This window comes from Bradyrhizobium sp. 604_D8_N2_3 (assembly GCF_051810765.1).
In the GTDB taxonomy this organism is placed as follows: domain Bacteria; phylum Pseudomonadota; class Alphaproteobacteria; order Rhizobiales; family Xanthobacteraceae; genus Bradyrhizobium; species Bradyrhizobium barranii.
The window spans coordinates 7,085,764-7,098,529 of sequence record NZ_JBPWPM010000001.1 but is presented as its reverse complement, the minus strand read 5'-3'; the positions used below and the strand labels follow the sequence as shown (position 1 = coordinate 7,098,529).

Genomic DNA, 12,766 nt, shown 5'->3' with positions numbered 1-12,766 from the left:
CTTGGTAGAGTAGGCGACCTCATTTTACAGGTCGTTTTACAGTTTTGTTCTCGCTTCGAGCTTGAGTACCGCAGCTTCTGCAAGCTGAATGTCGCGACCAAGATAGTGCGCGTCCAGAATGGCCTCGACGTCCTTTAACGAGTGGCCGGTCACGGCCGCGATCTGCGGTACGCTGGCGCCAGCGATCGCCAGCCGAACCACTGCGGTGCCCCTCAAATCGTGAAACGTCAGGTCGCCAATGCCCGCCCGTTCGCAGGCCTTTGCCCACGATGTTCGAAAGCCGTCGGAAGTCCAGGGCCGGCCGAGCGTGTTCGTCAGGATAAGAGGTCCCCGACGCTGCGTGGTGTCGAGCAGAGCTCTCAAGGGAGTGCCGGCAGGCATCACTACGCGGCGCCCGCCTTTCGACTGGCGGAGACGAATATGAGGGCTCTCGTAGGCTGACCAAGGTAAGCGCAAAAGGTCGCCTTGTCGTTGACCGCTCCATAAAGCCAAGATCAGCGCCAACCTGATCTCTTGAGATGCAACTGATAGAACTGCGGCAATGTCCTGCTCGGTCCAGATCTTGTCTCGGCGGTCTGCGACGTAGAGCCGACCACCACGCTCGCAAGGATTGCTGGTGATAATGCCGCGATCTTTCGCGAAGGACAGAATGCGCGCCAACACCGTCCAGGCGAGATCAGCCTTGCGCGGCGTGTTGGCGAATTTGTCGCGCCAGCCTTTGAAGTCGCCGCGAATCCTGCGATCGGCGAGAGCGGCGATCGGCAGGTCAGCGAATTCTTCTTCAATGAGTTTGATGTACCTCAGATAATCGCGGCGAGTGGACGCTGCGATCTTGGTGAATTCCGGCGCCGCTTTGTATCGTGCGATGACTGACATGAAGGTGCCGCCGCGTGGCTGCCGTAAGTTCGAATGCGCCTCCTGGTATTGCTGGATAAAGTCTGGCGTGCCTGGCTCTGCTTTGATCTGGGGACCGCCGCGATAGGCGTAATAGTACGTCTTTGGTTCGCCGCTTGAGAGCGTCACCTTTACTTTATGAATCCCTTTGAGATTGACGCGCACGCTTTGCTCTCCACTCGTCCAGCGCGGATGTCGCAACGTCCGGAGTTTGAGTTCTGAGTAATCCACTCAGCGAGTCTAACGCGAGATCGATCGCTTTCAAGTCCCATCGCGACGTGCCAGAAAGAGCAGAGGGTAGTCTTCCGATTTTTACCCAGTTCGAGAAGGTGCTGACTGACAGACCACAGTATGAGGCAGCTTGGTCACGCGACACCAGGCGCTGGCCAATACCGCCCCGAACAGAATCCATCGGAATTATCCAGTCGTGACAGCACCACGCCGAGGTAATTGGAAGATCGCACTTTCGCTGGCTGGCGCAACTGCAAGCACCGGCACGGAGATCAAGCTGCAGCCTTGTAGGAATGCGATCACGCAAGAAGAATCAAGCCAGATCAGGCGGCTCACATTGTCTTGAGATGCGACGAAATCCGTCGATCGCCGAAGATGGCGATCCTGGATCGGCTCACTCTCCCCGCCGCTGTCTCACTGATTCTGATTTGGGTGCGCGTGCGGCTGTCGCCGCATCGGGCTCTCGTGTTGGGGTGGACGGCCCCCTTCCGCCGGTCTGCGTGGCAGGATGGGGTCGTCGATGACCTCAAACGAAGGAGCCGCCCGTGGAAACGATTGTTCGTATCGGTTTGGACACGTCAAAGAGCGTATTTCAGTTGCATGGCGTTGACGGGATGGAGCAGCCGGTCTTGCGACGCAAGTTGAGACGCGGCCAGGTTCTGGCGTTCTTCGGCCGTCTGCCGCCTACGCTTGTCGCGATGGAGGCTTGCGGAGCGTCGCACTATTGGGCGAGGGAGCTGCGTTCGCTGGGGCATGAGGTGGCGATGATCCCGCCGCAATATGTCAAACCGTACGTGCAACGTGGGAAATCCGATGCGGCGGACGCCGAGGCGATTTGCGAAGCCGCGAGTCGACCGAAATTGCAGAAGAACTTCGTGCCAATCAAAAGTCCCGAGCAGCAGGGCGCACAGATGCTGACTCGTGTACGCAACCAGTTCATTGGCAGGCGCACCCAGCTCGCCAATTCGATCCGCGGCTACGCCGCAGAGTTCGGCTTTACCGCGCCCAAGGGGCTTTCAAGGCTTCCGCAATTGCTGATCGATATTAGGGCTGATGCGACAGTCCCGGACTTGGCGATGGAGTTGATAGAGGCGTTGGCTGCAGAAATGGCGCGCGTCGATGATCAAATCGTTACGCTCGACAAGAAGCTCATGCAACTCCATCGGAGCAGCGAGATGAGCCGAAGACTTGCGACCATTCCAGGAATTGGTCCGATCGGCGCGACGCTGCTGTCAATCAAGGTCGTGGATGCGCGCGGATTCAAGTCGGCAAGAAACTTTGCCGCGTGGCTTGGCCTGACGCCAAAGAATCACTCGACGGCCGGCAAGAATCGGCTCGGGGTCATCACCCGCGCCGGCGACGGCATGTTGCGAACCGTTTTGGTAGCTGGCGCGACGGCAGTGATCGCGGATATGCGACGACGCGGGAGTCGCCCTTGGTCCTGGCTGAAAGACATGATCGCTCGCAAGCCGCCAAAGCTGGTGGCGATAGCGTTAGCAAACAAGCTGGCGCGGATTGCTTGGAAACTGATGGTCAGCGGCGAACGGTACCGGCCTGCGAGCGCCGTACCGATGCCAACGCCGACATAGACTTGAACGACAAAAAGAGCTTGGCGTCAGACGGGCAGATCTGACGCTGGGGCCGGAACTTGCAGGAAAGGAAGAGGTGGTACGTTCGGCGCGAGCCGGTCATGTGAGACACTCCGCTCGGTTTACCGGCAGCAAATGCCGCTCTCGTGTTTGGAGCTCACTGTCCGCGAAGCCCATCTTGGCCAGTGGTCGCAAGACCCGATAATAGGCCGGACATATGAGCGCAAGCGATCCGAGCATGCTGCCCGAGCCAATCCTTGCAAGTCGGGGGCCGTCCACATATGAACCGAGCGCGTTGCGTCTCGGCCATTCGGCTTCGATCCCTCACGCAAGCAGATATAATGTGTCGCTCGCCGGAGGCACTCGCACGGAGGGCTGCCGCTGCGCGGCACCGCTATCACTGCCCGTCGCGCGGGTGCCTTGTTAACCGGTCTCGCGACTGCACTCGGTCCCGGGTCCCGCCGCTACGCGTCGGCGCTATGCTGACCCTCCTGCGGGTGCCTCTTTTGATTTTCTCACTTTTGCTCTTGTTTTCGATCTCTTGTTTTGGCCTGCGCTGACTTGCTCAACGTTCTAACGCTTGAGATCTCAGGGGCTCCGCCCCTCGCGCGCGCCAGGGTAAAGCGCCGGCTGGCGCCGGCGCCGACCCGAGCGGTCTCCCCGGTCTTCCGTGCTTTCGAACGGGCGTCACCTTCTCGAACGGCCGACATGCGCCGTGCAGACCCGCTTCTAGCGAGCGGCCCTTGCGGGCGGGCGATCCCCCTCCGCTCGGGTCGCCCTGGCGCTTGCTACCCCCGGTCTCGCCGACGGGCAGGGGTGCAGGCGCGGAGTGCGCGCTGCACCCATGGAAGTAAAAGGAAGAATGATCATGTCGGCCAAATCAGTTGAAATCATTCCCGCGAGCGGGACGGAGACTTTGATCCCGCTCAATAAGCTCAAGAAGTCCCCGAACAATGCGCGCAAGACGCCGCACAGCGAGGCGGCGATCGAGGGTTATGCGGCGAGTATTGCCGCCAAGGGCATCCTGCAAAATCTGGTGGTTGAGCCCGAGTTCGACGGAGCGGGAACGGCCACGGGGTTCTATCTCGTGACCATCGGCGAGGGCAGGCGGCTTGCACAGCTGCTGCGGGTGAAGCGGAAGGAGATCAAGAAGACCGAGCCGATCCGCTGCATCATCGACACCGCGAATGACCCCCACGAAATCAGCCTGGACGAGAACGTCACCCGCGAAAACATGCATCCCGCCGACCAGTTCGAGGCGTTCAGGAGGCTTGCGGAGGAGCGTGGCTTTGGTGCGGAGGAGATCGCCGCGCGCTTCGGGGTGACGCCGCATGTGGTGCGGCAACGCCTCCGGTTGGGTGCGGTTTCACCCAAATTGGTGCAGCTGTATCGCGATGGCAATCTGACCCTTGAGCAGTTGATGGCCTTTGCCATCACCGACGATCAGGCGCGGCAGGAAGGCGTTTATGAGCGCCTGTCCTACGACCGCGATGCCAGCACGATCCGGCGTCTGCTCACCGAAACCCATGTCGCTGCAACCGATCGCCGCGCGCGGTTTGTCGGGCTCGAGGCCTATATCGAGGCAGGCGGTACGATCCTGCGCGACCTCTTTACCGAGGATCGCGGCGGCTATCTGGAAGACGTGGCACTGCTCGATCTCTTGGTGACAGCACGGCTTGGCCGGGAGGCGGACGCCTTACGGGCAGCCGAGGGATGGAAGTGGACGGAGCCCCATCTCGACTTCCCGCACGCCCACGGCATGCGTCGCGCCTACCTGCATCCAGTTAAGCTTTCGGCGGAAGATCAGACCGCGCTTCAAGTCGCTCAAACCGAGTTCGACCAGCTGACCGAACAGCATCAAACGGCCGACGAACTGCCTGATGAGGTGGATGCGCGGTTCGGTGAACTGGAGACCCAAATCGAGCAGTTTGAGACGAAACGGCAGGCCTACGATCCCGGTGACGTCGCGCGTGGCGGCGCGTTCGTCATCCTAAATCATGACGGCAGCGTCAGGATCGAACGCGGTTTCATCCGTCCCGAGGACGACAAAGCCCACCCCGAAGCGGGGGAGGATGGCGACGGACAAGCATCGGATGAGGAGGGTGGAGGGGACGGTCAAGCCACGTGCGATGGTGAAGGAGGGGAGGAAGAAAACGACGAGGAAGACGAGGAGAAGTCGCTGTCTGACACGCTCGTTCGCGACCTCTCCGCGCATCGCACCTTGGGGCTGCGCCTCAATCTGAGTGAGCAGCCAGACGTCGCCATCGTGGCGGCCACCCATGCGCTCGCCGCGCAAATCTTCTATATCGGGGCCAATGCCCATGTGGTTGGCATTCAACCGGTCAAGACGGATTTGGCCACGCATGCGGTCGGAATCGAAGATACCCCGGCCGGCAAAGCGTGGTCGGATCGCCATGCCAATTGGGCCAGGCAGATGCCACGAGACGTCGCCAAGCTGTGGGAATTCGTGGTCGAACTTGATCACGACAGCCGCATGGCGCTGTTCGCCCATTGCACGGCATTGACGGTCAATGCGGTCAAATTGCCATTTGACCTCCGGCCGCGCGCCTTGGCGGCGGCCAGCCGTTTGGCCGGGGCCGTCGCGCTCGACATGACCGGATACTGGCGGCCGACGGTGCAGAGTTATCTCGGCCGGGTCACCAAGGCGCGCATCCTTGAGGCCGTCCGCGAAGGCGTCGGCGAGGAGGCAGCCGAACGTTTGTCGGGATTGAAAAAGGTCGAGATGGCAGCTGCCGCGGAGCAACTATTGGCGGTGACCGACTGGTTGCCGCCGTTGCTCCGCACGGCCAAGATGGAGGATCAGGTCGGTGCGCCAGACAAGGCGCAGCGTAATGATTTCTGCTCGCAAGCAGCGGAGTAAAAGGTGAGCCGGGGCCGCAAGAACGGCCCCGGCGCTCATTAAATTCCGGCCGCGCACCTCACGGTGCGCAGCCGGTTCAGTTGAAGTGAAGCGGAAGATTGCTCACGCTTGCCCGTCTCCAAATGTGGGCCACGATCGGTTTGGTCTGCGCGGCAGGCAGCGGCTTGTGAGGCTGTGCTCCACCTCCCTTTCGTAGCGGCGGGGCGATCAAGTTGGGGTGCGGATCGTGCCTAGACCTCGCGTATTCACAGCGCAGTCGGGCGAATAATCCCGGCCGGAGCCGTCGCTTCCTGATCCGCAAATGCGGTCGGGTTCGCTTGATTTGTCCGGTCCATCGTTCTTGCTCTTGATACGCAGACGTTGGCTTTCTTTCTGATCGATCCCGCCGTTTTCCAATGCTGTGGGACGTCGGCAGCCATGGTCATCGCCGTCAGTTCGGTCATGGGCTCGCGTCCAACGCGCCCTCGATTGGCTGATCAGGCCCGAGGGACGGCAAGAGCCTCGATCGCCTTCCCGCAACAGCTCACGCCTGCTTTTTTCCCCTACCGCCAAGCGGCGGCATTCCTCGCGCACGACAAAAAAGCAGGCTTTCGCCGTCCTCCGCTGCGCTGCGGGCCTGAAGGCTGCGGGCCGATCGCTCCCCGGGCCAAGGATCGCCATCGAGGCTGCGATGGGCGCGGCCCGAGCAACAGACAGACGGAGATGACCATGGCGACCATCGGCACTTTTACTGCTTTGGACAACGGCTACACCGGCTCGATCAAGACACTGACGCTGAACATCAAGGCCAAGTTCGCTGCCTCCGAGAAGGACAACGACAAGGCTCCCGACTACCGGATTTTTGCAGGAGCGACCGAATTCGGCGCCGCCTGGAAGAAGACGGTTCGCGACAGCGACCGCGAATATCTCTCGGTCAAACTCGACGATCCGAGCTTCCCGGCTCCGATCTACGCCTCGCTGGTCAAGGTCGAAGGCGAGGAAGGTTTCAGCCTGATCTGGTCGCGCCGCAGCGGCGACTGATCGTCCCGGATCAACGGCCCCGCTTCCCTGGAGGCGGGGCCTCTTTGCGTTTCTGCGCCGTATTTAAGAGGAAGGACAAGAGCATTTTCTGCCTCCAAAGGGAGGCGTGTAGCCGTGAAACCGCGGCGCAACCTGAGGCGGTTCGATTCGCCGAGTGGCAAACAAATCGAGCCTTCGAGAGCGTTTTCGTCGCGCGGTTTCGCGAACTCAATCGCCGTGCGCGCGATCGATCAATAGTGTCGGATTCGACTTGATAACCGGCACCAGGACCACGCCTCAGATGCGAAACCGAGCCGCTTTCCCGGCGGGATAATCGGCTCTGAATCGCGAGAGACTCGAGACGCAGCGCATATGTCGAAACGTTGCCCAAGCGCCGTTTGTGCGGGCGAATAGCGCTCTGCGGCAAGGCCTGTCTCCTTCGTCTGAAGAGGACGATTCCCTGCTTATGGCGCTACGACCTATGGCAGCCCTCCCCCATCCGAAACCCTCGCACGCTTCCTTTTTTCCCCGCCGGCAAGCCGGCTCCTCGCGGCCGCTTCGCTGCAAAAAAGGAGCGGGCTCGGGTGCGCCGCTGCGCTTCGCCCCTAGGGTTCGGATGCTGGCCGGCCGCCATGACGGTCTCGCCATCGCAGGGCATCGGCCCTGCGGCAACGAAGGAGACAGACCATGACCGCGATCGGATTCGTCACCCGCACAACTCACGGCGGCTTCAGAGGCCAGCTCAAATTCCTGCCTATCTGCGCCGACATCGACATCGTGCCCAACCGCGATAAGTCCGGCGATGACCCGTCAGACTTCCGCATCTTCACCCAGGGGCTCGAGGTCGGATCCGGTCGGATTTTGACCGGCGAGAGCCCCGGATCGGACTACGTCAGCCTGTCACTCGCAGCACCTGGCCTTGGGGTCCGCAAGCTCTGCGCCAACCTTGGTCGAACGGTTGGCCTTTACGCTGACGGCAGCTTCTTTCTCATCTGGAATCCTATCGACTAGGTCAAATGCTGGGCTCCCGCGCATCGCGCGGGAGCCCTTCTCATGTCCCGGAAATCAGGTTTTGAATATCACCGACTAGTGTGAGAACGCTCCCAACTGGGCGCGCGTAGAAGAACGAACGCGGCTTAACAGCCTGCGGGACATCCCATTACGATCGAAGAAACGCACTTGCACGGGGCCGAATTTTGCCTGGAGCGAAGGGTCGTTCAATGGCTCTTTCTCTTCGTTCCGATGCAGAAAATCGCTCCATCGCATTGGAATTTACGCCAATCTATGGACAGACGAGAGGCTGGAATTGATGGCTTGGACGCGTGCCGAGCGGCAGATTTTTTGCGTGCCTCGTGGATCAGCAGATGCGGTTGCGGCAAGATGAGGAAGAGTTAGCGAGTAGCAACGAGCAGGGGGAGTGATGGCAAGATAAAAGCACTGTCGCCTAAGGGTGGCTAAGTCATTGTCTGCACATCCAAGAGTTATCGCCATTGGTGCAATATCTGTCGCCAACACGCACCTACGCTACTCAATGTTCTGCGCAAATTCGTCCGCAGGTTCGTTCGGCATTGTCGTGCTGCAAGTCTCCGAAGCGACAGTTGAATGGTCGACTTAGCCTCTCATCGGAAGAGCAAGCACTTCGCATCAGCGGCCCGTCAGATACTCCTTCACGACTTGTTTTTGCGCCACCGGGTTCAAGTTGCGACGACACGGTTGAACTCGGCATCACATATTGCGTGGAATAAGAGTGTGGATGCAGACGAATAGTCGGCGTTTGATCGGGGACGCCATTTTCTTGAAACGGAGACCCTCAAAGCTGCGCCAGCCGAGCAATGGCTCGTTTTACCAGGCCCACGGAACGTTCTAGGCGATGAAGCAGAGCTTCCAACTCTTCGGGTGTAGCTTCTTCCATTCGGAGGTTGTCGTCGGCGACAGTCCGAGCAACAAGACTGTCGACTTGTTCAATTGCAGAGCCCGCGCCTGACGAGGCTTCGACTTGTCCCGCGGGTGTTAGGACAATCGAGGTCTTCGATCGCCTAAGAATTGCTGATTCCGCGAGTGCGGCGGGTAGCTTGACTGCGCAGACGACTTCGCCCGTTTCGATCAGCCGATAACCAGCGCTATATGACCGACGAGCGAGAACGTCGTCGCCGTCCTCCACATCCAAGAACGCCTCTACTGATCCTGTCGAAAGGTTCACGTCGTCCGCCCGTTGAGCCCCATTCGCCTTTGGCGATGATAGCAATTTCCAATGTCGAATGTAACTTAAAAGCGGTCGTCTTAAAGGCGTCAATTTGGCCGATGTGTTCCTGTGAAACGGACACACAAAGGGCCCTTACGAGATATCCTGGCGAAGAACATGCGTCGGCTTCGGGCTGTGCGTGGTCTGAGCCAAGAGGCGCTTGCGCATGAGAGTGGGTTGAACAGGACCTATCTTAGCGGAGTCGAACGTTCCGAAAGGAATGTGTCGATCGACAACGTGGCGCGGATTGCAAATGGCCTCGGTGTCGAACCTTGGAAGTTGCTTAAAGACGACTGAGACTGTTTCCGGAACGTCTCGCACCTTTTGATTGCCGACGTGGCGGTTGACGACCCGGAACAGCGCGCTGATGGCGGCTTGGTTCGTGGTGATCGAGTAGAGATTGCACATCGTCAGGTCTCCGGAGCGGCCTGGCGCGGGCGCTGCGCCAATTGTAGCAGCGTCGCCGCCGGGCGGCGATTCGCCCTCGCGCACTTGCTGCATCGGAGCCGACTGTCAATCGGCCTGTAAATTTGGCTCTGACGCAATTTTGGTGCAGCTCCGATTATTCTGCACCGATTAGCCTGGCCTGAAGGAGATCGATTTTCCCGCGACCGTACATCTGCCTTCTCACGAGCTTGAGGCGGGTGATCTGACCTTCAGTCTGTCCGTTGGACCAGGGCGAAGTGATTGCCGCCCGAACCGCCGCTTCATCCTTCGTGACGCCGCTGGCGAAGGAAGTCACGAGACTGGCGCGGGCGCGGTCGATCCACGGCGTGAGCCCTGCTTCGGCTCTGCGCCGGATCATCAAGTGGAATTCGGCGATGATCTCGCGAGCCTCGACCAAGGATGGTACGCCAGCTTCGATTGCCGCGACCGTGACGGTCTCTGCTTTCGTGAGCAGATCTCCGCCGATTGTCATGAGGCGCGCGATCGTTCTGGCCGATGGAATCCGCTGAAGGTTTCGTGCGTCGGGCTTTTCAGCCCTTCGTCTGCGGGTCGCCCACTCGCTGATGACGCGGAGCGAGCCTCTGAAGCCACGCGCCGTTAAACGACGCCAAAGTTCAGCCCCGTTTCGGCAGCCGGACGCCCACTGATCGTCGAGCCACGGCAAGTGTAAGTCCAACGAACTTTGCCGGGTCCGGAAGACATCGTGTCGTTCGCCGCGAATCGCCTGCCGTACCAGCTGCCTGCTGTGACCAGTCTGACGCACGATCTGCTTGATAGGTATGCCATTCTTCGACAGAGCCAGGATAGCCGCATTGGTCTCCTCGCGGCGCAGATAACCCTCATACTGGATCCGCTCTGCGGCTGTTAGCAGCTTGGGATCAATCGTGGTCGCGCCGATCACTGTGCGTATCTGGCGCATCGATTTGCGAACGGCATCGAGGAAGGCCCGACTGGCGTTCTCCATCAGATGCCAACGATCTGCAACCTGTACCGCATGCGGTAAGGCTCTTGCTGTCGCTTCGCCATATCCCCCACCACGGTCACGGGCAACGATCGCGATCGTGGGATGAGCAGCGAGCCAGGCTTGGGCAGTTGCGGGCTCCCGATCCGGGAGCAGGGTGACTACTCGGCGCCGCTCCAGGTTGCAGATGATGCTGGCGTATCTGTGGTTGCGCCGCCAGGCCCAATCATCAATGCCGATAACCCTGAGCGGATCAGCTGGCGGACGGCTACGGCGTCGGACCACGCGAAGGAGCGTATCCTTGCTCACCGGCAGCATTAGCCGTTTTGCGAAGCCTGCTGCCGGTCGACCGCCAAGTGCCAGACCGAGGTGATGGACGATAGAGTCCAGCCTTGCCGTGCGTCGCGCCGACGGTGCCAGCACCCCTTCGGCGAAGCGCTCGGTGAAGATTTGGCGCCCGCATAGGACGGCGCCGCAACGGAAGCGACGAGCAATCACCAGAAGCTGTACGATCCGCCCCGAAAGGGGAAGATCAGTCACACGACGCCGGTATCGGCTATGGACGCGTCGGGAAACCGTTCCGCAAGATGGGCACAGACCAATGCTTCCCGACGCCCGGACCGCAATAACAGCCTTATCACCTTCGTAGTACGCACTCTCTACAACAAATCCACTCGGCACCAGACTGGAGCGCTGGAGTGCCTGCTGCATGGCGCTGATTCTCCCCCAAATCAAAGCGCCAGACATCCCTCGAACTGCATCAAAAGTGAGTCAGAGCCAATATTGCAGGCCGAATGACAAGCGCTCAAGCTACTCAAAATGCCGTCACCGTGGCAGCGGCCGCTTGAGCCGATCTACGAACGCATGGCTGCATTAAACTCAACAATCGATTGGCCCGGTCCTGAGAGCGAGGCAGAAGACTGGATATTTGCAATGTCCGCTCTGATGTTTGTCGAGCCGACGAAGTCGGAGCGCGCTCTGGAAGGATTGCGGCAAGCATTGGGCGCGAAGCGACTTGAGTATCTGCTCGCCTTTCTAGCTTTCATCAGAACTGCTCATTATTGGACCATGGTCCATCCCGAGCTTGAAATCGAGCACGATGCCAAGGAACTTATGGCTTTGAATGCGGAGCTCGCTTCGCTTCTTTTGCAAGGCTCAGAGTTGGGATAACCGGCGGCGATGTCCGGTTGTGGCCCTCAGCTGAACACCGCGGAAGCCAACGCCACGTCTGCTGTCGGAGGGAAGCCGGACGTCGCCCCACTGATTGGCTGGCAGCCGCTTTGACCCTAAGCGGACGCCCTAAGAAAAATTGACTGACTTGCCCTTCAGCAGTCCACAAAGATTGAGGTGTACCAGCCTCACGACCGCAGAAGCGCTCGGTCTTGAAGTGCAGCCGACATTGCTCACCCGCGCCGATCGAGACCGACCTTTGCTAGGGGACTTATCCCGCTTTCTGCTTCACCCTCGACGGATGGCACAAGGTTCGCGGCGAGAAAGTCCACGAAAGCTCTGAGTTTGGGAGCGAGTTGCCGGCTCGACGGCCACAGGACCCGTAGCGGTCCCGAACGATCGGTGTAATCGTTGAGCACGGGGACGAGCAGACCTTCGCGAAGCTGGCGGTTGATGGCGAAGTCCGGCAGGTAAGCGATGCCCATGCCCTGTTCGGCCATATAGATGAGCGGCTCAAGCGTACTCGCCACGACCGTTTTTGGCAGCTCGCTCTCGATGTCGGCATGCTCTCCCCGCAGCGGCCATCGCTCGAACCTTCGGCTGGTCGGAAACATGTGGCGTAGACAGGCGTGAGCCTTGAGGTCGTCGGGGGTCTGAGGAACGCCTTTGGCTGCCAGATAGGTCGGCGATGCCACCAGGCGTCGGCGATACATGCCCAAAGCCCGGGACATCAAGCGCGTGTCGCCGGCGTCGGCGAAGCGCACGACGGCGTCGAAGCCTTCCTCGATCACATCGACGACCCGATCGCTGAAATCGAGATCCAATGTAATCTCGGGATAGGCCCGCATGAACGCGACGAGAGTCGGCATCATCAGCATGCCAGCCAATGGCAGGCCGACACGCAGCGTGCCACGCGGGGCCTCCTGCGTCTGCGACAGCTCAAGCTCGGCCGCTTCAATCTCAGCAAAGATGCGACGGCAGCGTTCCAGAAATCGGGCACCTTCCGCCGTGAGCGTGATGCTGCGCGTGCTGCGATGGAGAAGGCGCACGCCGAGGCGTTCCTCCATCCGAGCTACCGCCTTGCCGATCGCTGACGACGACACGCCAAGCTGCCGTCCCGCGACCGTGAAATTTCGGGCTTCCGCCGCCCGTACGAAGGCATTGAGCGACCCCAGACTGTCCATACGCGAACCTCCATTTCGGACATTATAGTCCGATATGTGTGGAATTGCGGCCCAATTTTCAAAATGCTCAGGAGCGCTCATCTTCGGCCCAACGCCGCGATGTCTTTCGCCTCACTGAAGAGATGGAGACGACCGGCGACCCAGAGCGGAGAAGCCGCCTCTGCTCAA

The 12,766-nt window shown here is 60.2% G+C and carries 11 protein-coding genes and 1 pseudogene; 6 read left to right on the top strand and 6 right to left on the bottom strand.

The window, feature by feature from the left end; all coding sequences use genetic code 11:
• Positions 1-36 precede the first annotated feature (36 nt).
• Positions 37-1,059, bottom strand: a complete 1,023-nt coding sequence (locus tag AB7245_RS34090) for a tyrosine-type recombinase/integrase (RefSeq protein WP_439035459.1) — start codon at positions 1,057-1,059, stop codon at positions 37-39.
• A gap of 611 nt (positions 1,060-1,670) precedes the next feature.
• On the opposite strand from AB7245_RS34090, the gene AB7245_RS34085 reads away from it, so the two are divergent.
• Together AB7245_RS34085 and AB7245_RS34080 are read left to right on the top strand one after the other, a co-directional pair.
• Complete coding sequence (locus tag AB7245_RS34085) at positions 1,671-2,714, top strand: IS110 family transposase (RefSeq protein ID WP_007594558.1); 1,044 nt, start codon at positions 1,671-1,673, stop codon at positions 2,712-2,714.
• Between the two features lie 868 nt (positions 2,715-3,582).
• Entirely contained in the window at positions 3,583-5,595 is a 2,013-nt protein-coding gene (locus tag AB7245_RS34080) for a ParB/RepB/Spo0J family partition protein (RefSeq protein ID WP_439035458.1), read from the top strand.
• A gap of 245 nt (positions 5,596-5,840) precedes the next feature.
• Here AB7245_RS34080 and AB7245_RS34075 read toward each other — a convergent pair whose 3' ends face one another.
• A complete protein-coding gene (locus tag AB7245_RS34075) occupies positions 5,841-6,038 on the bottom strand; it encodes a hypothetical protein (protein WP_439035457.1) in 198 nt (65 codons plus the stop codon).
• 265 nt (positions 6,039-6,303) lie between these two features.
• Here AB7245_RS34075 and AB7245_RS34070 point away from each other — a divergent pair, with 265 nt between their 5' ends.
• Both AB7245_RS34070 and AB7245_RS34065 read left to right on the top strand, forming a co-directional pair.
• On the top strand, positions 6,304-6,615 hold the full coding sequence (locus tag AB7245_RS34070; protein WP_439035774.1) for a DUF736 domain-containing protein: 312 nt from the start codon (positions 6,304-6,306) through the stop codon (positions 6,613-6,615).
• Between the two features lie 666 nt (positions 6,616-7,281).
• Complete coding sequence (locus AB7245_RS34065) at positions 7,282-7,605, top strand: DUF736 domain-containing protein (protein WP_439035456.1); 324 nt, start codon at positions 7,282-7,284, stop codon at positions 7,603-7,605.
• Between the two features lie 799 nt (positions 7,606-8,404).
• Here the strand turns inward: AB7245_RS34065 and AB7245_RS34060 are convergent.
• Positions 8,405-8,794, bottom strand: coding sequence for a hypothetical protein (locus tag AB7245_RS34060; RefSeq protein WP_439035455.1), 390 nt, complete (start codon positions 8,792-8,794; stop codon positions 8,405-8,407).
• A gap of 159 nt (positions 8,795-8,953) precedes the next feature.
• Here AB7245_RS34060 and AB7245_RS34055 point away from each other — a divergent pair, with 159 nt between their 5' ends.
• Complete coding sequence (locus AB7245_RS34055; RefSeq protein ID WP_199877133.1) at positions 8,954-9,133, top strand: helix-turn-helix domain-containing protein; 180 nt, start codon at positions 8,954-8,956, stop codon at positions 9,131-9,133.
• Positions 9,134-9,163: 30 nt separating this feature from the next.
• Here AB7245_RS34055 and AB7245_RS34050 read toward each other — a convergent pair.
• A pseudogene (locus AB7245_RS34050) lies at positions 9,164-9,244 on the bottom strand (SOS response-associated peptidase); the annotation flags it as partial.
• Between the two features lie 154 nt (positions 9,245-9,398).
• Positions 9,399-10,955, bottom strand: coding sequence for an ISL3 family transposase (locus tag AB7245_RS34045; RefSeq protein WP_135217323.1), 1,557 nt, complete (start codon positions 10,953-10,955; stop codon positions 9,399-9,401).
• Between the two features lie 222 nt (positions 10,956-11,177).
• Here AB7245_RS34045 and AB7245_RS34040 point away from each other — a divergent pair, with 222 nt between their 5' ends.
• Positions 11,178-11,414: a hypothetical protein gene (locus tag AB7245_RS34040; RefSeq protein ID WP_439035454.1), complete on the top strand. Its 237-nt coding sequence runs from the start codon at positions 11,178-11,180 to the stop codon at positions 11,412-11,414.
• A gap of 233 nt (positions 11,415-11,647) precedes the next feature.
• On the opposite strand, the gene AB7245_RS34035 is transcribed toward AB7245_RS34040, so the two are convergent.
• On the bottom strand, positions 11,648-12,598 hold the full coding sequence (locus AB7245_RS34035) for a LysR family transcriptional regulator (protein WP_439035453.1): 951 nt from the start codon (positions 12,596-12,598) through the stop codon (positions 11,648-11,650).
• Positions 12,599-12,766 lie beyond the last annotated feature (168 nt).